At 42.8% G+C, this 21,043-nt stretch carries 15 protein-coding genes; 13 read left to right on the forward strand and 2 right to left on the reverse strand.

The annotated features are described in order from the left end of the window. The first annotated feature begins 17 nt into the window (after positions 1 to 17). The 6 genes from RG47T_RS04885 to RG47T_RS04910 all read left to right on the forward strand — a co-directional run bounded on the left by RG47T_RS04885 (position 18) and on the right by RG47T_RS04910 (position 5,800). Positions 18 to 467: a c-type cytochrome gene (locus RG47T_RS04885; RefSeq protein ID WP_074488386.1), complete on the forward strand. Its 450-nt coding sequence runs from the start codon at positions 18 to 20 to the stop codon at positions 465 to 467. Between the two features lie 8 nt (positions 468 to 475). Continuing rightward, positions 476 to 1,744, forward strand: coding sequence for a nucleoside permease (locus RG47T_RS04890; protein WP_083627297.1), 1,269 nt, complete (start codon positions 476 to 478; stop codon positions 1,742 to 1,744). Between the two features lie 36 nt (positions 1,745 to 1,780). Then, positions 1,781 to 2,665, forward strand: coding sequence for a hydroxypyruvate isomerase family protein (locus RG47T_RS04895; RefSeq protein ID WP_074488387.1), 885 nt, complete (start codon positions 1,781 to 1,783; stop codon positions 2,663 to 2,665). Between the two features lie 45 nt (positions 2,666 to 2,710). After that, positions 2,711 to 3,574 (forward strand): sugar phosphate isomerase/epimerase family protein, encoded by an 864-nt coding sequence (locus tag RG47T_RS04900; RefSeq protein ID WP_074488388.1) that lies wholly within the window; start codon positions 2,711 to 2,713, stop codon positions 3,572 to 3,574. A 10-nt stretch (positions 3,575 to 3,584) separates the two neighbouring features. Beyond that, positions 3,585 to 4,367 (forward strand): 3-keto-disaccharide hydrolase, encoded by a 783-nt coding sequence (locus RG47T_RS04905; RefSeq protein WP_074488389.1) that lies wholly within the window; start codon positions 3,585 to 3,587, stop codon positions 4,365 to 4,367. Positions 4,368 to 4,525: 158 nt separating this feature from the next. After that, the gene (locus RG47T_RS04910) at positions 4,526 to 5,800 is read left to right on the forward strand and encodes an alkaline phosphatase family protein (RefSeq protein ID WP_074488390.1); all 1,275 of its coding nucleotides are present in this window, start codon (positions 4,526 to 4,528) and stop codon (positions 5,798 to 5,800) included. Between the two features lie 73 nt (positions 5,801 to 5,873). On the opposite strand, the gene RG47T_RS04915 is transcribed toward RG47T_RS04910, so the two are convergent. Continuing rightward, positions 5,874 to 8,669, reverse strand: a complete 2,796-nt coding sequence (locus RG47T_RS04915; protein WP_074488391.1) for a M14 family metallopeptidase — start codon at positions 8,667 to 8,669, stop codon at positions 5,874 to 5,876. A 218-nt stretch (positions 8,670 to 8,887) separates the two neighbouring features. Here RG47T_RS04915 and RG47T_RS04920 point away from each other — a divergent pair, with 218 nt between their 5' ends. From RG47T_RS04920 to RG47T_RS04950, 7 genes are all read left to right on the forward strand, one after another. Beyond that, entirely contained in the window at positions 8,888 to 13,075 is a 4,188-nt protein-coding gene (locus RG47T_RS04920) for a hybrid sensor histidine kinase/response regulator (RefSeq protein WP_074488392.1), read from the forward strand. Between the two features lie 108 nt (positions 13,076 to 13,183). After that, positions 13,184 to 14,539 (forward strand): APC family permease, encoded by a 1,356-nt coding sequence (locus RG47T_RS04925; protein WP_074488393.1) that lies wholly within the window; start codon positions 13,184 to 13,186, stop codon positions 14,537 to 14,539. A 148-nt stretch (positions 14,540 to 14,687) separates the two neighbouring features. After that, entirely contained in the window at positions 14,688 to 15,974 is a 1,287-nt protein-coding gene (locus RG47T_RS04930; protein WP_074488394.1) for a zinc dependent phospholipase C family protein, read from the forward strand. Positions 15,975 to 16,132: 158 nt separating this feature from the next. Beyond that, positions 16,133 to 16,501, forward strand: a complete 369-nt coding sequence (locus RG47T_RS04935; protein ID WP_074488395.1) for a hypothetical protein — start codon at positions 16,133 to 16,135, stop codon at positions 16,499 to 16,501. Between the two features lie 150 nt (positions 16,502 to 16,651). Then, positions 16,652 to 18,991 carry a TonB-dependent receptor gene (locus tag RG47T_RS04940; RefSeq protein WP_074488396.1) on the forward strand — a complete coding sequence of 780 codons (2,340 nt, stop codon included), beginning with the start codon at positions 16,652 to 16,654 and terminating at the stop codon, positions 18,989 to 18,991. Then, positions 18,991 to 20,445: a PepSY-associated TM helix domain-containing protein gene (locus RG47T_RS04945; RefSeq protein WP_074488397.1), complete on the forward strand. Its 1,455-nt coding sequence runs from the start codon at positions 18,991 to 18,993 to the stop codon at positions 20,443 to 20,445. Before RG47T_RS04940 ends, RG47T_RS04945 begins: the two co-directional genes overlap by 1 nt. A 2-nt stretch (positions 20,446 to 20,447) precedes the next feature. Next, the gene (locus RG47T_RS04950) at positions 20,448 to 20,630 is read left to right on the forward strand and encodes a heavy metal-binding domain-containing protein (protein ID WP_074488398.1); all 183 of its coding nucleotides are present in this window, start codon (positions 20,448 to 20,450) and stop codon (positions 20,628 to 20,630) included. Between the two features lie 146 nt (positions 20,631 to 20,776). Here the strand turns inward: RG47T_RS04950 and RG47T_RS04955 are convergent. Continuing rightward, positions 20,777 to 21,043 (reverse strand): DUF4249 domain-containing protein (locus RG47T_RS04955; protein WP_216351002.1); only part of this gene is annotated, 267 nt, incomplete at its 5' end.

A 21,043-nucleotide genomic window follows, 5' to 3' on the forward strand; every position in this document is an offset into this window, starting at 1 on the left:
CAAACACCCCCACAAATATGAAGAAGACATTAAGCATTTTATCACTGGCAGCATTTTGTACACTAATGGCTGCTTGTGGCGGCGGTACCAAATCAGATAAAGTGAGTACCGATACTACTGTAGCTACTAATCAATCTGCTACAGCCCAAAGTTCAGAAGCGGCACAGGATACATCAGTTAAAACAGGTGCCGAAAAAACAGGTGGCGGTGTTGCCTCCTCATCAAAAGGAGCCGAGCTGATCTCCAAATCAGATTGCTTAAGCTGCCATAAAGAACACGACAAACTGGTTGGCCCTGCTTATGCAGATGTGGCTAAAAAGTATACTTCGGCCGATGTTGATAAACTGGCTGATAAGGTAATTAAGGGGGGAGCAGGCAGTTGGGGCGAAGTGCCAATGAGCGCGCACCCGTCATTATCTGTTGATGATGCTAAAGAAATGGTTAAATACATACTTACTGTTAAATAAAAAGCATCATGAATGCAGCAACCAAAGTAAAGTTATCGGTCATGATGTTCCTGGAGTTTTTTATCTGGGGCGCGTGGTTTGTAACGTTAGGTACTTATTTAGATAAAACGCTACATGCCAACGGCGCACAATCGGGATCGGTTTTTTCTACCCAATCCTGGGGGGCCATCATTGCACCATTTATTATTGGTTTAATTGCTGATAAATATTTTAATGCCGAAAAAATATTGGGCGTATTACATATTATTGGCGCAGTTTTAATGTATAAACTGTATACAGCTCCGGATGTGTCTGTATTTTATCCTTATGTATTAGGCTATATGGTTATCTATATGCCAACCTTAGCTCTTGTAAATTCTGTTTCATTTAACCAAATGGTCGACCCTGAAAAAGAGTTCTCGAGTATCCGTGTTTGGGGAACGATTGGTTGGATTGTAGCAGGATTAGCAATTAGTTATTTGTTTCATTGGGATTCTGCAGACGGTGTTAACCAGGGATTTTTGAAAAATACATTCTTAATGGCAGGTATAGCTTCTGTTATATTAGGCTTATTTAGCTTTACTCTACCGGCTACGCCTCCAAAAAAGGTTACTGGCGAAAAAGTAAGTGTATCTCAGTTGCTCGGATTTGAAGCCTTTAAATTATTGAAGGATAAAAATTTCGCTGTATTTTTCGTGGCATCAATTTTAATTTGCATTCCGTTAGCATTTTATTATCAAAATGCCAATAGCTTTCTTACTGATATTAAGGTAGATAATCCTACAGGAAAAATGACCATAGGTCAGGCTTCTGAAGTATTGTTCCTACTTTGCCTGCCTATCTTCTTTAAGAAATTTGGTTTTAAATGGACCATATTAGTAGGTATGTTAGCTTGGGCGGTACGGTATTCCTTCTTTGCTTTTGGCAATTCTGGCAATTTGAGCTTTTTATTAATATTAGGTATTGCGTTGCATGGTGTATGTTATGATTTCTTTTTTGTTTCGGGCCAAATTTACACAGACTCAAAAGCCGGAGAACGTTATAAGAGTGCAGCGCAAGGCATGATCACATTAGCAACTTATGGTGTAGGCATGTTAATTGGTTTTAAAATTGCCGGTATCATATCTGATACCTATAACACGTCAGCGGGTCATGATTGGAAAATGATTTGGTTGATACCTGCTGGTATCGCTGCCGTGGTAATGGTATTGTTTTTATTGCTGTTTCGCGATAAAAATAACACTACTAGTCCTGGATTGGATTTGGACAATTCGAAAGATGTGCGTCTCGAAGTATAGTTAAACTAACCATTAAAAAATCACTCTAAAACAAAAATGGAACACAACCGAAGATCAGTTATTAAAAATATACTGGCAGGTACAGCCGCCCTTTCGGTAACGGGTGTATTATCTACTTTTAAAGCAGAGGCAGCAGCTATGGACCAACATGCACCCTTAAAAGGAAATATTAACCATTCGGCTTGCCGCTGGTGTTATAATGATATTCCGTTAGATGACCTTTGTAAAAATGCTAAGGAGATAGGTTTAAAAGGCATAGACCTGGTTGGGCCAAAAGAATGGCCTGTTTTAAAAAAATATGGCTTGTATTCGCCCATGTGCAATGGTGCCGAAATTAACCTGACGGATGGTTTTGGCGACAAGCAATTTCACGAGCAATTGATTAAGAATTATACAGCAATGATTCCGCTGGTGGCCGAAGCCGGTTACACTAACCTGATCTGTTTTAGCGGCAGCCGTCGCGGTAAAACGGATGAGGAAGGATGGAACAACTGTGTGGCAGGCTTAAAGCAATTAATGCCGCTTGCCGAAAAGCACAAAGTAGTTTTAGTGATGGAACTGCTGAACAGCAAAGTAAACCACAAAGATTACCAATGCGACCGTACCTGGTGGGGAGCAGAGCTATGCAAAAGGCTGGGTTCTGAGCACTTTAAACTGCTGTATGATATTTACCACATGCAAATTGATGAGGGCGACGTTATCCACAATATTAATGAGTTTCACCCGTATATAGCCCACTACCACACAGGTGGTGTACCGGGGCGTAATGAGATAGATGATACCCAGGAACTTTATTACCCGGCCATTATGAAAGCCATTGTAGCTACCGGCTTTAAGGGGTATGTAGCGCAGGAGTTTATCCCTAAAAATCCGGATAAGATGGCTTCGTTGCGTAAGGCTATCAGCATTTGCGATGTGTAATAGTCGAACCAATTTAACTCAATTATAAACTAAAAATACATCGACATGACTACCAGAAGAGCATTTTTAACCCAGGCAGGCTTGTTTGCTACAGGCGCTTTATTGATGCCCAAGTTAACATCTGCAAAAATAGAAGGCAAAGTAGGCTTACAGCTTTACAGCCTGCGCGAGCAGTTACCCAAAGACCCGAAAGGAGTTATTGCCAAAATTGCCCAAGCCGGTTATAAAGAAGTTGAAACGTATGGCTATAGCAAAGAGCATGGCTTTTTTGGCCTAAGCGCGCAAGAATTTGGCAAGTTATTAAAGGCTAATGGCCTTACTACACCAAGTGGCCATTACAATATGGATAGTTTGTTTGCCGAAGGTAAATTTGGCGAGTTGGATGAGGCTATTGAAGCTGCGCAGCTTACCGGTCAGCAATATGTAACCATCCCATACCTTAATGAGAAATTTAGAAAAACAGCTGCTGATCTGAAAGCCGTTGCTGCCAAAGTTAATTTGGCTGCAGAGCGTGCCAAAAGAGCGGGCTTAAAAGTAGCTTATCATAACCACGATTTTGAATTTGCAAATATAGAAGGTACCTCATTATATGAAGTGTTGGCTAAAGAGACCACTATTGCATTAGAGATGGACCTATACTGGGCTGTACGATCTAATCAAGACCCGATTAAATGGTTTGAGAAATACCCGGGGCGTTTCCGCATGGTACACGTAAAGGACATGGACAAAGCCGAGCCCGAATTAAATACCGAAGTAGGTAAAGGTTCTATCGATTTCAAAAAGATTTTTGCCAAGGCAAAGCTGGCCGGCATCAAGCATTACATTGTTGAACAAGAGAACTTCAAGATAGACCCATACTTAAGTATTACCGAGAGCAGTAAGTATTTAAGAAACGTATTGTTAGCTTAATTGTATTATTATGAACAAAGCAAAATTAGTATTAACCGCATTATTAGCAGGAGGTTTTTACATGGCAGAAGCACAGCAAACTGCTAAACCAGAGGACACCGAAATTTATACACCCGTACCTCCAAAGGTAACGCCGGGTAAACTGGAATATAAAGGTGCACCATCTGACGCAATCGTTTTATTTGATGGTAAAAACCTGGATGCGTGGAAATCTGTAGATACGGACGGACCAGCATTATGGACTGTTGGCGACGGTATAATAACCGTTAAAAAAGGAACAGGCAATATTGAAACCAAACAAAAGTTTAACAATTACCAGTTACACATTGAGTGGCGCGTACCTGCAAACATTACCGGTACCGGCCAGGCGCGTGGCAATAGCGGTGTGTTTTTAGCTTCAATAGGTAAAGGTGATGCCGGTTACGAACTACAGGTGTTGGACAATTATGATAACAAAACTTATACTAACGGTATGGCCGGCAGTATCTACAAACAGTTTGTCCCGCTAGCTAACCCATCACTTAAACCAGGGGAGTGGCAAGCATATGATGTGATATGGACTGCGCCTGTTTTTAATGAAGACGGCACTGTAAAATCACCTGCACGGGTAACTGTGCTATTTAACGGTGTATTGGTTGAAAACAATGTGAGCCTGCTGGGCCCAACTCAATACATTGGCAAGCCAAGTTACAGTGTTAAACATGGTGCTTCGCCTATTAAACTGCAAGCCCACGGCGATAAAAGCGAACCGGTTAGCTACCGCAACATTTGGGTAAGGGAAGTGGGTAATTAGAATCGAGAATCAATAAACAAGATATAAAGGCGAACAGTAATGTTTGCCTTTTTTATTTCAACTGCATCCCGTCTTTGTCTTGTTTCCTGTATCTCTTTCTCACTATTACTTCATAACTATTCCGTTATTTTGATACTTTTAAGTATTTAAATCCCCCTATGAAATATTATTTGTTCTTAATTTTAGGATTGGCGTGTAGCAGATTGGCTTATAGCCAGGTTGATACCGCCCAAAAAGTTGACGCTGCTACCCGAAACAGCGCTGTACAACAACAGAAACCTTATGTGATCATGATTTCGATAGACGGTTTTAGGTATGATTATGCAGAAAAACATCATGCGGTGCATTTAAAACAATTGGGAGCAGGTGGTGTGCATGCAGAATCGATGATCCCTTCATATCCTTCGCTAACATTTCCTAATCATTATTCGTTGGTGACCGGTTTATATCCAGCGCACCACGGGCTGGTTCAGAACTATTTTTACGACCGTAATTTCAAATCATTATATTCTTACAAATCAAAAACTGCTACCGAAGGCAAGTGGTATGGTGGTACGCCCATATGGCTGTTGGCCGAGCGCCAAAAAATGCTTTCTGCCAGTTTTTATTGGGTAGGGTCGGAGGCTGATATCCAGGGGAAGTATCCAACCTATTATTATAAATACAACGAGCAGATCGGCATTCATGACCGGATCCAAACGGTGGTAAACTGGTTGGAACAACCGGCGGACCGCCGCCCGCACCTGATTACTTTCTATTTTCCGGAGGTAGATCACCAGGGTCATAAATTTGGGCCGGATGCACAGGAAACCGATAAGGCGGTTCACTTTGTTGATTCTGCTATTTATGAGTTGACCAAAGCTGTTAAAGCAACTGGATTGAAGGTTAACTATGTAATCGTATCAGACCACGGGATGACTAACATTGATCGTGAACATAGCCCTGTTACACCAGCTATTGCATTAGATACTGCCAAATTTATTAAGGCTGATGAGGGCGTACTGATGCACCTGTATGCCAAAAATCCTGATGATATTCAATCGGCCTACGCCGAAATTAAGGCACAGGCAAAAGATTATCAAGTTTATCTGCGCGATAGCTTACCCGCTAAATGGCATTACAGTGCCAAAGACGACTGGCACAACCGTATTGGCGATATTGTGCTGGTACCTAACTGGCCAAAATCATTCAATACAACGCACCGTAAATTAGACCCCGGCGCACATGGCTACGACCCCTACACGGTAAAGGACATGCATGCCATTTTTTATGCCTGGGGGCCAAACTTCAAAAAGCGCTTAACTATTCCGGCTTTTCAAAATGTAGATATTTACCCGATGATAGCCCAGTTATTAAACTTGACTTATAATGATAAGATTGACGGCACTAAAGAATTAGCAGATAAGGTGTTGATTAAAAAGAAAAAGAAGTAATCTCACTTTTGTAAACAGGGAAGCGCTCCGATAAATATCAGAGGGCTTCTCTGTTTGGTGATAGTATTTACGCTTATTTTACCGGCTTGTCGTAAAGCTCGTTAAATAACATTTTAAAGGTATTGTGTGCTTGCCCGCGGAAGGTGATTTCCGGTCCGAAAGCGTACAGCGTTCCTTTGCCAACAGGTGCGGTGAATGCAGCCACACCATCTTTAAGGTATTTTTGGCCCCATGCCCAACCGCTGCGTAGTGGTTTATCTGTGCTGTACCAGGCAAGTGGCTTAATACCCTTGCTGGCTGCGTCGGCATCCAGTTTAAATACGGGGCTGCTGTCAAAATCAACATCAGCTTCACTAAACATACCCCAGTTTGCAGGTTGTGTGGTATCAACAGATACACGCAGTACGCTGCCCGGTATGTAAAATTTATCGCCCGGTAATGGTTTGTCTTCGCCGCCGCTGCCTGGTTCAACTAAGGCGTTTTTAACCGGCAGGTTTAACTGGTAGGCCAGGTTGGTGCTGGTACCAATGGTAACAATATTACCACCTGCTTCTAAAAATTCTTTAAGCTGTGGGATTGATTTTTCGGCAGTGATGCGGCCGGTCATACCACGAAATTCTTCGGGTAGTTCTTCTGGCTTTGGCATACGGCCAAAAAATTCGCCGCCACCATTACCCGGGCCACCACCACGTTTGGCAGGGATGGCACCGCCTACAAATACAATTACATCGTACTTGGCTTTTAGGTTACCACCGTCAATTTCTTGCGGATATACAATTTTGAAAGGGAAATGGTATTGCTCCATCATCCAACGGACCCAACCCGATGGGATAGAACCTCCGTAAGTATCCCATAAGGCAATACGTGCCGGGGTTATTTTTACCAGTTCCTTCGGTTTTTTAGCCGCTGCTATTACTTTAACACCGTACTGCGGAGCCGATTTTTCTAATAAGGCATAGGCGCTTTTTTCTGATGCAGGTACAAAGAAAGTACCTACGGTAGCATCTTTAGTGCCATTAAGTTCGCCGTTTACGCGGTAAACTTGTACGCCAGCGTTTAACAGATCATTAACAACTATAAAGGAATTATTTACATTACCGCTTAATAAGTAACCGTTTTTAACTGCCGAGGGTATGGTGGTAGCCGGTGGATTCTGCAATTGCCCGTAAGGGATGCGTTCGAACGGGCCACTAAAGCCGTCCATTACCCGGTCGAAAGTTACACCCATTTGGAAAGCCAGTGTCCAGCCTGCAATATCATACGGGCGGATAGGAGGGCCTCCGGGATATTGGAAATCATTAGGGTGATCCTGGGGTTCAAACATGTCTATCACGTGTGCACGGAAAGCTTGGTCTGTTTTAACAATGTACGATCCGGCAGGGTATTGTTTGCCTGCAACGGCAAACGGCGCAGTTGCTTTTTGTATTAATATGCCGGATTTAATAAGCGCATTAATAAACTTAACCGTAGTAGGGAAATCGGGCTGATTGGTAGTGATGATATAGCCACGTGCATCGCGCAGGGTCGGGTTACGTAAAACAGAATCGAAGTATTTAACAGGGATGTTATTGCCCCTGCCTTCGTTACCAAAAGAAACTGCGCCGCCCCTGCCTTCGGTATTCGCGGTAGCCGGTTTGTCTTTTTTGTAAAGCGCGGTAATGGCTTCGGCGCGTTTAGGTGATAACGTCCAGTAATCGGTACTACCGTGCTCAATAGAGTTTTTACCCATCCGGTACGAGTTATACAGCAGCTCGTCGTGGTTACGTACCGCATAATCTAATACCGCATAGTTAAGCGAAACCGAATAATCTATAGACTGCTTATAGTGCCATGGTTGCGGTGTAATAGGGTTGGGTGTATTGCTGTTAGGGATTAAACGCTCGGGCACCAGCGGGATTTCTGCCGGCGTAGGGCTGCCGATAATCTCGGTAAGCAAGCCAACCATGTTGTGGAAATAGGCAGTGGTGCGTAAACCACCATTCCACCAGGTAGAAAAACTGGTGCCGTTACGCTCTGTATAACCCGGTTTGTTTTCTACATTCAGGCGGCTCACCATGGCGGCACCAACGCCATCAATACTGGTCATTAATAACGGGTCAAACACATAGTTAAACGGATCGCGGTAAGGCGGCCCTGCCACTACAGAGCCAGCCGGGCCTGCCTGGTGATGGTTATAAATAATCTCGGGCATCCACTCCAGATATTGCTGGCGGGCAATGTTCGCGCTTTCTTTCATGTTCATGATAAAAAAGTCGCGGTTGTTATCATGCCCAATATATTTCTCCCAAAGTCGCGGCACGTTCATATTGCGTTTTTTAGGGTCTTTTTCGCTCATGTACCAATTGGCCACCAGCTCTTGTCCGTCTGGATTGGCGTGTACAAATAATATAATGGTTTTATCCAGTATCTGCATTACCTGCGGGTCGGTGCGGGTAACCATTTCGTAAGCAGTTTCCAGTAATTGATGCGAGCCAACGGTTTCGCTGGCATGTAAACCGCCATCAATCCAAACAATGGCTTTGCCTTCATCGGCTAGTTTGTGCGCTTGTTCGTCGGTTAAGTTTTCGGCACGGGCCAGTTTTTGAGCAATGGCTTTGTATTTATCCAGGTGCTTGATGTTGTCGGGCGAAGAAACGATCAGCATAAACTGGTGGCGGCCTTCTTCGGTTAAACCGATATCAACATATTTGGCCCGCGAGGATGTAGCCAGCTTTTTGATAAAGGCTTCAGACTGTGTGTAGTTGGCCAATTGGTAATCATCGCCAATGTTAAATCCAAAATGCTCTTTGGGCGAGGGGATTGATTGTGCACCTGCCATAGAGGCTAGCAACAGCATGCACGAGACATAGCCGGTAAATTTACGCATCATATCAGTTTAGTAGTTTAGAGTAATTATTAGCCCAATTTATGGATTTGACGGCTAATTATGGTGTAACTTTTTTGAGGCATATGTACCGGAATTAGTAAATATATCATTAATTAAAAGTTATATTTATAACCTGCCATGACTTCTTTTTTTAATAACCCATTATATCTTAAACAATACTGATTACGTATAAAGTAATAGACCGCTTGTTAGCCAATTATATGATTAGCCATCACCTTGCTATTAAAGGGATGCGCGTATTGATAGCCTTTTTATTAATCGTGCCATTGCTAACTTATGCCCAGCCAAAAACACTTAAGGTAGAGCATATCAGCACACAGCAAGGCCTGTCGCAGGTAAATGTAAGTGCCATTATTCAGGATAGCAGGGGCTTCATTTGGGTGGGTACCCGTGATGGGATTAACCGTTATGATGGCTATCGTTTTACAACCTATCATTATGAGCCTAATGATAGTTACAGCTTAAGCGGTAATTTTATACAGGATATTGTTGAAGACAAAAACGGCAACCTGTGGATTGCTACCCAAAGCAGTGGTATTAATATGTATGACCGTAAAACAGATCGTTTTTATCGTTACCTGCACAATAGCCGCGATCCTAATAGTTTAGCCAGTAATGTGGTTAATAAACTGGTGCTGGATAATAATGACAATTTGTGGATTGGAACTCAGAAAGGGGGCTTAGACCAGCTTAATATAAAAACGAAAAAGTTTAAGCACTTTATACATGCCGATTACGATGTAAAGAGTATAAGCAATAACGATGTACGTACCGTATTTATAGATAGCAAACAACGGTTATGGGCTGGCACCGGGGCCGGTTTAAACTTGTTTAACGCGCAAACAAGCGGCTTTATTAAATATCAGCATCAGGACGGTAATAACGAAAGCATATCAAGCAACAGAATTAGCTGTATTTTTGAAGGCACTGCCCATCACTTATGGGTAGGAACCCTGGATAAAGGGCTTAACGATTTCGATCCGGCAACGGGTAAATCCATTTCTTATTTACATAGCGAAAAAGCCAACAGTATATCTAGCAACACAATTTATGCTATTAATGAGGATAACGATAACAACCTTTGGATTGGTACAGAAAATGGCGGTATAAGTATTTACAACAGGGCCGAAAGGCAATTCCACAACTACCTGCATGACGATATTGACAATACCAGCCTGAGGGGCAATTCATTTTATACTATTTGTAAAGACAGGTTGGGCAATATGTGGCTTGGTGCTTTTAGCGGGGGTATTAACTTGTTTAAAAGAAGTACCCTTAGCTTTACGCTATATAAGCATACATCGGCTCCTAATAGCCTGTCTAATGATTTTGTGCTGGATATTAAGGGTGACAAAGACGGAAATATCTGGATAGGTACCGATGGAGGCGGGCTTAATAAACTAGATAAAAAAACGGGTAAGATTACCGTGTACAGGCACAACGAAAATAGCATTAATAGTATTGCCGGTAATTTTGTGCTGAAGGTAACGCAAGACGCAGATGGCGATATGTGGGTGGGTACATGGGGTAATGGTATTAGTATTATACACCACAACACACAACAAATAACCCATTTAAAGCATGAGCCTGGTAACCCGCAAAGCCTTTTGTCTAATAATGTTTATTCTATTTTGCAAACAAGGGATAAAAAAATATGGATAGGCACTTATGATGGCGGCCTTGATGAGTATGATAAAGTTACGCACACATTTAAGCACTATGTATTTGATGAAGAAAATCCGCAAAGCTTAAACAGTAACAGGGTATATTCTTTATTGGAAGATAGCCATGGTAATTTATGGGTGGGTACTTATGATGGCGGTTTAAACCTGCTCGATCGTAAAACGAATACCTTTACTCACTTTGTGCACGATGAAAGGCATAACAGTATCAGTAACAATACCGTGCCCGATATTATGGAAGATAGTAAAGGCAATTTATGGGTAAGCACCTATTCGGGCTTAGACCTGTTTGACTATCCTAACCGTAAATTTATTGTGTTAGACGAAAAGGCCGGTTTGCCGAGTGATGCTGTTTATGCTGCATTAGAGGATAAGCGCGGTAATATATGGATGAGCACAAACAATGGTATTGCCATGTATAACATTGCCAGGAAAACATTTGAAAATTATACCACAGAGGATGGCTTACAGGGTGATGAATTTAAGCCGCATTCGGCGTATAAAGATCCGGACGGCAGTTTGTATTTTGGAGGTTTAAATGGGTTCAACGTTTTTGACCCCGATCAGATCTTAAAGCCTACAGGTTTTTCTCCATTGGTAATAACCGGCCTCGAGCTGTTTAATAAAAGAGTACATATAGCCCGTAGTGTTAAAGATCCGTCGCCATTAAAAGAAGATATAACAGACACAGACCGGCTTACCTTAACCTATCAGCAATCTGTAGTAACGTTCCATTTTGCTGCGCTTGATTACGGGGCAACCAGCAAAAAAGAGTATGCCTACATTTTAGAAGGTTTTGACAAGGGCTGGAACTATATACAAAGCCGAAGTGTAGCCTCGTACACCAACATCCCGGCTGGTACTTATGTATTTAAGATCAAGTATAGAGACAATACCGGTAACTGGTCGCCAGAGAGTGGTGGGCTTACTGTTACCATAATACCACCGTGGTGGTTTACCTGGTGGTTTGAACTTATTGCTGCAATTGCAGCAGTGGTGGTTGTTTACCAGTTGTTTCTGATGCGGGTAAACAGGATTAATGAGCAAAAGTTGATACTGGAAAAGCAAGTGCGCGAACGCACAGACCGGCTGGCCCAGATGTCGGCAAATGAGCGTAGGCTACGTGAGGATGCAGAAGAAGCCCGTGAAGAAGCAGAGAAGGCAAACAAGGCAAAGAGCACCTTTTTGGCTACTATGAGCCATGAAATACGTACACCAATGAATGGCGTTATTGGTATGGCTGCGCTGCTTTCGTCAACAGAACTATCGTCTGAGCAGGATGAATATGTAGAAACGATTAAAAGCTGCGGTGATGCATTGCTCTCCGTAATTAATGATATTCTTGATTTCTCGAAAATTGAATCGGGCAATATGGAACTGGAGGTTCAGGATTTTGATTTGCGGGATTGTATTGAAAATGTGCTGGATATATTTGCTGCCAAAGCCGCCAAGCTGGATCTTGACCTGGTATACCAGATCCACCAGGATGTACCGTCGCAGATAGCGGGCGATAGCTTAAGGCTGCGCCAGGTTTTAATTAACCTCATTGGTAATGCAATGAAGTTTACTACCAGTGGCGAGGTTTTTATTGATGTAAAAAAAGGCGCGTCTAACGGGACCTATTTCAATCTTGATTTTAGCGTGCGCGATACTGGGATAGGCATACCTGCAGACAAGCTGGACAGGTTGTTTAAAGCATTTTCGCAGGTAGACTCTAGCACTACGCGTAAATATGGTGGTACCGGGCTTGGCCTGGCCATCAGCGATAAATTGGTGCAGCTGATGGGCGGTAGCATTAAGGCCGAAAGCGAAGTAGGCATTGGCTCAACGTTTTCGTTCACCATTAAAACTAAGGCAGGCCTTAAAGCCCAGCGTACCTATGTTAATTTAACCACTACGGATCTCGAAAATAAGCAGGTATTGGTTGTAGATGATAACCCCACCAATCGTGATATCCTGGAAACACAGCTTAAGCTATGGCATCTTGTGCCGCTTATGGCAGCTTCTGGTAAAGAAGGGCTGGCTTTATTGGCTACAAACCCCGGCATCGACCTTGTAATTACAGACATGAGCATGCCCGGAATGGATGGCGCACAATTTGCTGCGGATATTAAGAAAGAGCATCCGGCATTGCCTATTATATTACTAAGCTCGGTTGGTAACGAGCAAAGCAGGCAGGTATCGCATTTATTTAATGTGATATTAACCAAGCCCACCAAGCAGAATTTGCTACATAAGCAAATTATAGATCAGTTAAAAAATAATGGGAGTGTAGTAAAGGAAACCAGAGCGGTTAAATCGCATTTTAATGATGAGTTGGCCAAACAGTACCCTATGAATATTTTAATAGCCGAGGATAATATAATTAACCAAAAGCTTACTTTACGCATGCTTACTAAAATGGGCTACAACGCGGACATAGCCGTTAACGGGCATGATGCCGTAAATGCTGTGGCCACCAAACCTTACCAGCTAATATTTATGGATGTGCAAATGCCAGAAATGGATGGACTGGAAGCAACGCAGTTTATTCGCCAAAATATGACTGTACAGCCCATTATTATTGCCATGACAGCCAACGCACTATCTGAAGATCGCGAAGCCTGCCTAAAAGCCGGCATGGACGATTACCTAAGCAAGCCTATGAAACTGGATGAAATAGTTGTAATGCTGGAGAAATGGGGAGAAAAGATGGTTAGTCGATAGTCATTTGCCATTTGCGGGTTTGTCATTTTTGTATCTTTTTAGCATTGTGCACCCGATAACTCGTACAACTTATTTAATTTAATCCCTTCAACTAATTATTGCTAGCAAATGCCCAATGACCCTGTAAATCAACATCAGCTCGAGCGTGGCTTGTCGCTCACACAGGCAACAGCCATTAACATGATAGATATGGTGGGCATTGGGCCGTTTATCACAATACCATTTATTGTAGGTGCCATGAAGGGGCCGCAATGCCTCATCGCCTGGTTGGTTGGTGCCTTGCTGGCATTTATGGATGGCTCCATCTGGGCCGAAATGGGGGCTAAGTGGCCGCAGGCTGGTGGCAGCTATGTTTTTCTGCAAAATTTATATGGTAAATGGGGCAAAATGTTTGCCTTTTTATTTATCTGGCAAACTACTATACAGGCGCCTTTGGTTATTGCCAGCGGCGCTATCGGGTTTTCGCAATACCTTACCTATCTGGTAAATTTAACTGGTTGGGAGCAAAAAATGGTGAGTGGCGCTTTGGTTATTTTGTTAGTGCTGCTGCTATACCGTAACATCAAAACGGTAGGCAAGATATCAGTTATCCTATGGATCATAACCGGGGGGACGTTCATCTGGCTTATTGCATCCGGGTTTAACGGTTTTAACAGTAAACAGGCTTTCACAGTAAGTAAAGATGCCTGGGACCTTACCCCCTTGTTTTTTGTAGGCTTGGGGCAGGCTTCATTAAAAACGGCTTACTCGTTTCTGGGCTATTACAATGTTTGCCATTTGGGTGGCGAGATAAAAAACCCTGAGCGCAATATTCCAAAAAGCATTTTTATTTCTATTGCGGGCATTGCTGTGCTATATCTCGGTATGCAAATTATGGTATTAGGGATACTGCCATGGCAGGAGGTGGCCAAATCTCAATTCCCTATCAGCTTATACTTCGAGCATATTTATAACAGCGGGGTGGCTAAATTTGCAACAGGGCTTATATTAATTATCGCCCTATCGTCCCTTTTTTCGGTAACGCTGGGTTACTCGCGCGTGCCTTATGCTGCGGCCATTGATGGTAATTTTTTTCCGATGTTCGGTAAAATCCATCCTACCAAAAAGTTTCCGCATGTATCGTTGTTATTCTTAGGTGCTTTTGCCTTTGTTTTCAGCCTGCTTTTTAAAATGAAAGAGATTATTACGGCTATTGTAACCATGCGCATCATTATCCAGTTTTTGGGTCAGGCCTTTGGGGTGATATGGTGGCATTACCACAAGCCGAAAGAACCTCGCCCGTACAAAATGCGGCTATTCCCAATACCTGCTATTATTGCCATTATCGTCTGGCTGTTTATTTTGCTAACAAGTCCGCTGGTGTACATTGCTATGGCGGGGGGTATTATTGTAACCGGGTTAATTATTTACTTCTTTTGGCAGCGCAGGGCTGGTAAATTATTGCCTGTTGACATTTCTTCTTAATCTGAATTATTGCTAAAGGTAAATTTAGTACAGGTATTTTCTTCAAAGTAAAATGGTGGTTTTTATATGTGTAATGTTACATATCATATAAAACATTCTGTAGAGTTTTAGTATTTTACATAACGTTCTATCATTTTCTACTAAAACAATGTTACGCTTATTTAGCCGGTCTCTAATTTTAATGCTGCTTTGCAGCTGTTTATACATCTCCTCTGCAAGTGCTTACGCCATACTGGCTCATGAAGCCATTGTTGATGCCAGCTGGGTTAAAGAAATTAAACCCTTGCTTCGCGAAAAATACCCAATGGCTACAGATTCTGACATTAAGGTAGCACACGGCTATGTTTATGGCGGTGCCATGGTTGCAGATATGGGGTATCTGCCGGGTGGCAGCGCATATTTTAGCGACCTGATGCATTATGTGCGTAGCGGCGATATGGTAGAAAACCTCATTAAGGAAGCCGGAAATTTAAATGAATATGCCTTTGCACTCGGTGCCTTATCTCACTACCGGGCCGATGAGTTTGGCCATTCAATAGCAACCAACCATACCGTACCTCTTGTTTATAATAGTTTGAGAAAGAAATATGGCGATGTAGTTACTTATGAAGATGATGGTACATCGCATAGCAGGGTAGAGTTTTCGTACGATGTGCTGCAAATAGCCCGAGGCAATTACAATACCCAGGCTTATCATGATTTTATTGGCTTTGCGATAGCTAAACCAGTGCTCGAACGTGCTTTTTTGAAAACTTATGGCGAATCATTAGATCAGCTTTTCGGTAATTTTGAGGGTAGTGTATCAACCTTTAGGTGGGGAGTAAAAAACCTGATGCCTACGTTGGTACGTAAAACCTGGAAGTCTGAGAAAGACAGCATCCTTAAAAGACAACCCGGTATGACTGCCAAAAAGTTCCAATACAAAATGAAGAAGCGCGAATACCACCAGGAGTTTGGCAAAGGCGAATCTAAGCCTGGTTTTTGGGCTAACTTTTTGAGCTGGGCCATTAATGCGTTGCCTAAAATTGGCCCACTTAAAACTTTAAAATACGTTGACCCCGGTAAAGACGGAGAACGTTTCTTTATCCATAGTTTTGATACCATATTGGTATGCTATGCACAAGATCTGCACGCCGTACGCGACCAGAATTTATCACTGAACAATATCGATTTTGATACCGGTAAACCATCTGTAATAGGCGAATACAGCCTTGCCGACCAAACTTATGCAGAGTTATTAATCAGCCTGCAAAAAGGTAAATTTCAATACCTTTCGCCGGGATTAAAGGAAAGCCTGCTGCGTTATTACAAAGACCCCCAAAACATACCTGCATCAACAAAATACCCCATTAAGTGCAGCGAGGTGGAAATTGCTTTAGCGGCTTTGCGCAATGCGCCAACGGTTAAAGAAGTGGAGTTGATAGGAAAGAATTAGAGAGCCAAGAATCGAGAGCCAAGAATCAAGAATTTCACTCGCGCGCTTTTGCAACGCGTGTTTAACACTTCCCGACGTTTGCAACGCCTTTGCTAGCAGTAAGATAAAAATTCGAAATCGAACATCCGATATCCAAAATAACCCTTATTTTTGCGGCAATGAAGAACCGGTTTATCTGTATAATACTGCTATGGGGGCTGTTTAGCGCCCAGTTTTCGCAGTACTTTATTGTGGCGGGTTTTGATCTGAACCAGAAGTACATAGCCGCGCAGCTTTGCGTAAACAAAAGCCGGCCATGGATGCACTGTAACGGACACTGTTATCTGATGAAAAAGCTAAAGCAGGCTGCCGATAAGGAAAAGTCTGCCGAACGGGAGAATCAGAAAAACAGTTTCCAGGTTGCCATCATTACCCAGCCAGATCATTTTTCGTTGAAAGAGCAGCACAGCAGAACGCTCGTTGTGCGCGAAGCGCCGTTTGCTCTTCCGAAGAATCAATCCTCTATTTTCCAGCCTCCACGGGCATAACGTTTCCCATCTTATTTCTTAATTCATTTTGATCGGCAAGGCATTGCTATGCGCTTATCTGAACCATGTTTTTTGGTTTGGCCCGATCTGTATTTTATTACCCGGAGCTCAATCCCTTTAACCGGATATGGGGGTCCTTATCTATTCATAATGAAACGTTATTACCTTATTGTTATATTTTTTATCGGGCTTATTCACACAGCCTTTAGTCAGCAAATTACCGGCACTGTAGTAGATGCCATTACCCACGAAGCATTACAAGGTGTAATGGTACGTATGGCCGATACTTCGTCTTTGGCCCGCCCAATAGCTATAGCAACAGACCGTAAAGGGAAATTTACCATCAACGCCGGCAAACCGCTTAAGTTTAGCATGGTAGGTTATGTAACACAGATCATTAAACCAGCCGACCATATGCAGGTAATGCTGCAGCCGTCATCGTTAGATTTGCAACCGGTTATTGTAACCGCCAGTCGCGAAAAGCAAGCCCGTCAGGATGCGCCTATTGCCATCAGTAAAATCAATTCTGTACAGATTCAGGATACCAAAGCTACAGCGCTTTACCAGTTGTTAAACAAGGTATCGGGGGTTTACATGGTCGATTTGGGTAACGAGCAGCATACCATGGCCATTCGCCAGCCCATCACCTATAATGCGCTATATTTGTATATGGAAGATGGTTTGCCTATTAGGCCTACCGGTATTTTTAACCATAATTCTTTGTACGAGATCAATATGTCGGGCGTAAAGGATATCGAGGTAATTAAAGGCCCTGCCTCATCGTTGTATGGGAGTAACTCTGTAGGGGGGGCTATCAACTTTATTACCCAGAGTCCACCATCGGGTTATGCAGCTAATGCATCTGTACAGGGCGATAATTATCACTATCGCCGGGTTGATGCCAATGGTGGTTTTACTGATGGTAAATTTGGTTTGTACGCTGGTGGTTATGCAGCGCACCAGAGTGATGGCTGGCAAAATTATACCAATTTCGATAAGTACTCTGGCAATCTCAAAGCAACTTATGATTTTGATAACAACACCAAGCTAACAGGAGCCGCATCATACAATTACCTCAATACCCAAACGCCGGGCAGTTTAGATAGTGCCCGTTTTTATAGCCGTACTTATAGCAGTAGCCAGCGTTTTACCTATCGTAAGGTGGAGGCGTTTCGTACCAGCCTACGTTTAGATCATGCCTGGAGTGCTAAGAGCAGTACTTTTATAACAGCTTTTTTCAGAGATAACTCAACAGCGCAGTTACCCAGCTATTACATTGCCGATGTACGCGATGCCAATGGTAAGTATGTAAGCTCAAACGGGCAGGTTAACGATCAAAGGTTTCGCAGTTATGGTTTGCTGGCACAGCACCGTACCGATTTTGACTTTCTGCATTCGCGCATTATTGTAGGTGCTTATTTGGATGATAGCCCAAGTTCATACTATGCCCAGTATTTAAATGTTAATAAAGACCAGGCCAATAACTACTATACCGGTTTTACTAATACAGGTACTTATATTGATGATTACCGCATTAAATTATTCAATACCGCCGCCTATGCCCAGTACGAAATGAAACCCTTTGAAGCCCTGCGTATTGTAGCCGGGTTACGTTATGATAGGGTTCATTATGACTTTACCAACGGTTTGCCGTCTACCAACACCAAATACAAACAACAGGAAGCCAATAACTTTAATATTTTAGCTCCTAAACTGGGTTTTACGTATAACCTGGGCACCAACAAAGGTTTCTACGGAAATTTCAGTGTAGGTTTCCAGCCGCCCGAAACCGGCGATTTATACAGCTCGCGCCAATTAGTGCCACTTAAACAAGCCACATTCGATAATTACGAACTGGGTGGCTGGTTTTCGGCATTAAACAAAAAAATGTATTTCGAGTTGAGTTTATTTGATCTGGAAGGGCGTAACGAAATCATCAGCCAGTTGCTGCCTGATAATACTACCCAAAATCAAAATGCAGGTGCAACGCGCCACCGCGGTATCGAGTACTCGGTTACTTATGCACCTGTGCAGGACCTTACCTTCCGCTTTAGTGGTACTAATGCTATACATACTTATGTGCATTACAGCGAGGTGTTAAGCAGCAGTACCCGTGGAACTTATAGTATTGTTTACGATGGCAACCGTATGAACAATGCACCGGCCTGGATTGCCAACAGCGAACTTACCTATAAGCCACACTTTTTACCAGGTTTTAGAATTGCACCCGAATGGCAGCACATTAACCATTACTTTACCGACCCCGCCAATACCAAAACCTATAGTGGCTATGATATTGCCAACCTGCGCTTTGGGTACGATTGTAAGCAGACCGGTTTAAAAGGGCTTGGTATTTGGCTTAATGTACTAAATGTAACTAACAAGCTTTATGCTACCACGGTAACCAGCAGCCAGTATGGCGATACCTACAATGCTGCGCCGCCCCGTATTTATACATTGGGGGTTAGCTACGCCATATCAAAATATTAATGATGGAAAAATCGACACAAACACTGCGTAAAAACTTTTACAAGTGGCACCGCATTTTGGGGCTTATCGCATTGTTGCCTGTAATTTGCTGGACGCTGAGCGGTTTGTTACACCCATTTATGTCTAACTGGTTTAGGCCTTTTATCCCAAAGGAAGTATTTAAGCCCCTTACAGAGGATAAACTGCAGCCAAAACTATCGGTTCAGCAAGTGATGGACCAAAATCATTTGGGGCAGATTCGTAATTTTAGTTTAGTTAATTTTAATAACAACACCTGGTATCAGGTGCTGTTAAAGGATAGTACTTGCAATTATTATTCGGCATTAAATGGTAAATTATTACCCGAAGGCGATAAGGCTTATGCCATATACCTTGCCCGCTTTTTTACTGCCGATTCTATTTCTCCAATTAAGAGAATTACGCTGCAAACTAAATTTGATAGCGAATATCAGCCCATCAACCACCTGTTACCTGTTTGGAAGGTAAGATTAAACCGCCCGGATGGCATGACCATCTACATTGAAACCGGGCAAAGCCGTTTGGGTACTTTCAACAATAATACCCGCAGAATTATGCTGAGTTTGTTCGAGGAGTTTCACACCTGGCAGTTTTTGGGCGATTCGGCCGGCGAAAGGGTCAGGATTATTGTGCTGGTATGTATTATAGGTATTTTGTTTTTATCGCTGCTTAGCGGTATCACGGTGTATGGTTTGTTTTGGAAAAGGTTTAAAGAGATCAGCCAAAAGCGGAAAGCAAAAGGAGGGGAGGATAAACGTTTTTTACATCGCTTTCACCGCCAGCTAGGGCTTATTGTGTCTTTTGTGATGCTTATGTTTGTGATTAGTGCAGGCTTTCACCTGCTGGTAAAACTGCATAATAACAAACCGGAAAGTAAACCTTTTGAGCAGTTGATAAACCGCGATCAACTACTGCAATCCAATCTGACCTTACCCGTGGCTGACAGCCTTATTAAAAAGGTATCCATCATTAAATTCAATAGCCGGGTTTATTACCAGGTATTAAAAACGAATAAGCAGGTGGAATATTTTGATACCCAAAATGGCGCACTGCTTAAAGATGGCGACCAGCAACTGGCAGTTTCATTGGCTAACTATTATCGCCAGGCTAATGGTGAACCGGCAGTTAATAAGCCTGACTCGGTAACATTAATTAAACAGTTTAACAACGATTACGGTTTTATTAATAAACGTTTACCGGTACAGCAGGTGAGCTTTGACAACCAGAACTGGTATATAGAAACAGCCACAGCCAAGCTAGCTACTAAAACAGCAGGAATAGACAGGGCCGAAGGCTTGTCATTCATCTTCCTCCACAAATATTTCGGCATGACCTGGGCTGGTAAAAACATTCGCGACATCGTAACCATGCTGGCCGCCCTGGGTATCCTGGTAGTTTCTTTATTCGGCTTTGCAGCCTTCATTAAAAATAATTAAAGATGAAAAAGTTAGTGATAATATTAGCGGTTGTATTGGCCGGATGTGCCCAACCAGCGCCTAAAAAACAAGCATTAACCAAGTGTAAATACACCTGTGTAATGGATAAAGACGTTTGTGAGGAAAAGCCCGGGGTTTGCCCTAAGTGTGGTATGAAGCTGGTAGAAAAAGAGGAGGATAAGTAGATATTTTGTCATTCAGAGCGCCAGCGTAGGGATAAGTATGCCGAAGAAGATCCTTCGCCTGCGCTCTGGATGACAACTTAGTATATAACCAAAGCAGCCCCGAAATTATGCCGGGGCTGCTTATGAGGGGATTGTTTGTTGTTTTATTAGTATTGGGTAAGCGTAAGCTTAATGGTATCGGCTTGCATAGCGGTGAAAATACCCAGGCCATTGTTTACATTGGTAGGGATATTAGCCAGGTTTTGTGATGACGAGCCCGATTGGTTATTCAGTAAATCGATATATTCTTTATTTACGCTGTACAATATAGCCCGGTAAATACCAATATAATTAAACGAACGGAACTGCATCTGATACTCTACTGTTTTATTAACATTCACGGTAAAGTTTACCGGCGGGTTACCCCGCGAGCT

It is taken from the genome of Mucilaginibacter polytrichastri (assembly GCF_001911425.1).
Taxonomy (GTDB): Bacteria; Bacteroidota; Bacteroidia; order Sphingobacteriales; family Sphingobacteriaceae; genus Mucilaginibacter; species Mucilaginibacter polytrichastri.